General features: G+C 70.3%; 2 protein-coding genes. One reads left to right on the top strand and one right to left on the bottom strand.

All coding sequences use genetic code 11. The annotated features are described in order from the left end of the window. The coding region (locus E0504_RS50065; RefSeq protein ID WP_131628167.1) for an NUDIX domain-containing protein at positions 1–227 on the bottom strand (227 nt) is incomplete at its 3' end. Positions 228–306: 79 nt separating this feature from the next. Between E0504_RS50065 and E0504_RS50060 the strand changes: the two genes are divergently transcribed. Next, positions 307–1,523, top strand: a 1,217-nt coding sequence (locus tag E0504_RS50060; RefSeq protein WP_235015015.1) for a YibE/F family protein, incomplete at its 3' end; no start/stop codon positions are given.

The following is a 1,523-nucleotide window of genomic DNA, read 5'->3' as shown; positions in this document are numbered from 1 at the left end:
CTAGGAACTCGACGTTCCGGACCCGGAGACCGGTCTCCTCGTAGGGCGGTCTCCCGGCGAAGTGCCGTGTCCACGGTCTCGTCCGGCTCGACGTTCCCGCCCGGCAGGAAGTACCAGGTCTGCCCCCGGCGGTTGGTGAGCAGTAGCCGGTCCTCGGCGAATGCCACGAGGCGGGCGCCACCTGGCCGCAGGTAGCACCATGCCCAACGGCCACACTCGGGAGCCATGGGGCATGGACATCACCACAGTGGAGGAGCGGGGACCGGCGAGACGTCGCGGCCGGCCACGACTGTCATGGCGGTGGCGGTGGCGCTGTTTCTGATCTTCACCGTGGTCGGTGTCGTCCTGCTCTGGCCGTCCGGTGGCACCCGGGAAACCCCCGAGGATCTGCGCGGCCTGGTGGGCGGCGCCAGCCAGCTCGTCAACGCCACCATCGAACGCGCTGGCCGGGGTCCCTGCCCTGACCTGACCGGCGCAGGGGCACCTCCTGCGACCTGCGACCAGATCGACGTCGTCCTGGACGATGCGTCGGAATCCGACAGCCGGCTCCATCTCGACACTCTGGTCGACCCCACCGGCCCGATCCTGAAAGCCGGGGACAAGGTCCGTCTCGCCCCGACCACCGACATCGCGGGCCAGGCGACCTACTACGTCGCGGACTTCCAACGCTCCACTCCGATCGGCTGGATCGGGTTCCTCACCGCCGCGGTGGTCGTCGCGGTTGCCCGTTGGCGCGGACTGGCCGCGCTCGCCGGCCTGGCCCTCAGCTACCTCGTGATCGTCAAGTTCACGTTACCGTCCCTGCTCGACGGACATTCCCCCGTCGCGGTCGCCCTGATCACAGGCACCGCCCTGGTCGTCGTCCTGCTCTACCTCGCCCACGGCGTCTCCGCCCGCACGACCGCCGCGCTGCTGGGCACCCTCGCCAGCATGGCCCTCGCCGGCGCCTTCGGCGCCTTGGCGATCGACCTCGCGCGCATCACCGGACTCGGTTCTGACGAGGACGTGATGCTCAAGGGGTTCGCCGGGCAGCTGAGCCTTCCCGGTCTTGTCCTCGCCAGTGTCATCATCGGCTCACTCGGCCTGATCAACGACATGACGATCACCCAGGCTGCTGCGGTCTGGGAGGTCTCCGACGCGGCCCCGCAGGCCTCGTTGCGGCACCTGTACCGCTCCGGGATGCGCGTCGGACGCGACCACATCGCCTCCAGCGTCTACACCCTCGTCCTCGCCTACGCCGGCGCCGCGCTCCCGACCCTGCTCCTGTTCACCCTCGCCGACCGCAGCAGCGCCGACCTGGCCAGCACCGACCTCGTCGGCGCCGAAATCGTGCGGACCGCGGCCGGCACCATCGGCCTCGTCGCCTCGGTGCCCCTCACCACCGCCATCGCGGCACTCGCCGCATCACGACGACACCCCCCAGGCTCGGCATCCCCCTCGACCGACATCGACACCGACACCGACTTCGCCCCAGCCGGTCACGCCGACGCGGACACCCAGCCCCTCATCTACCGGGCCAGCTA

The sequence above is a fragment of the Parafrankia sp. BMG5.11 genome (genome assembly GCF_004337455.1).
Note: the sequence above shows the minus strand (reverse complement) of the source record. Positions and strands in the feature narration are given on the sequence as shown.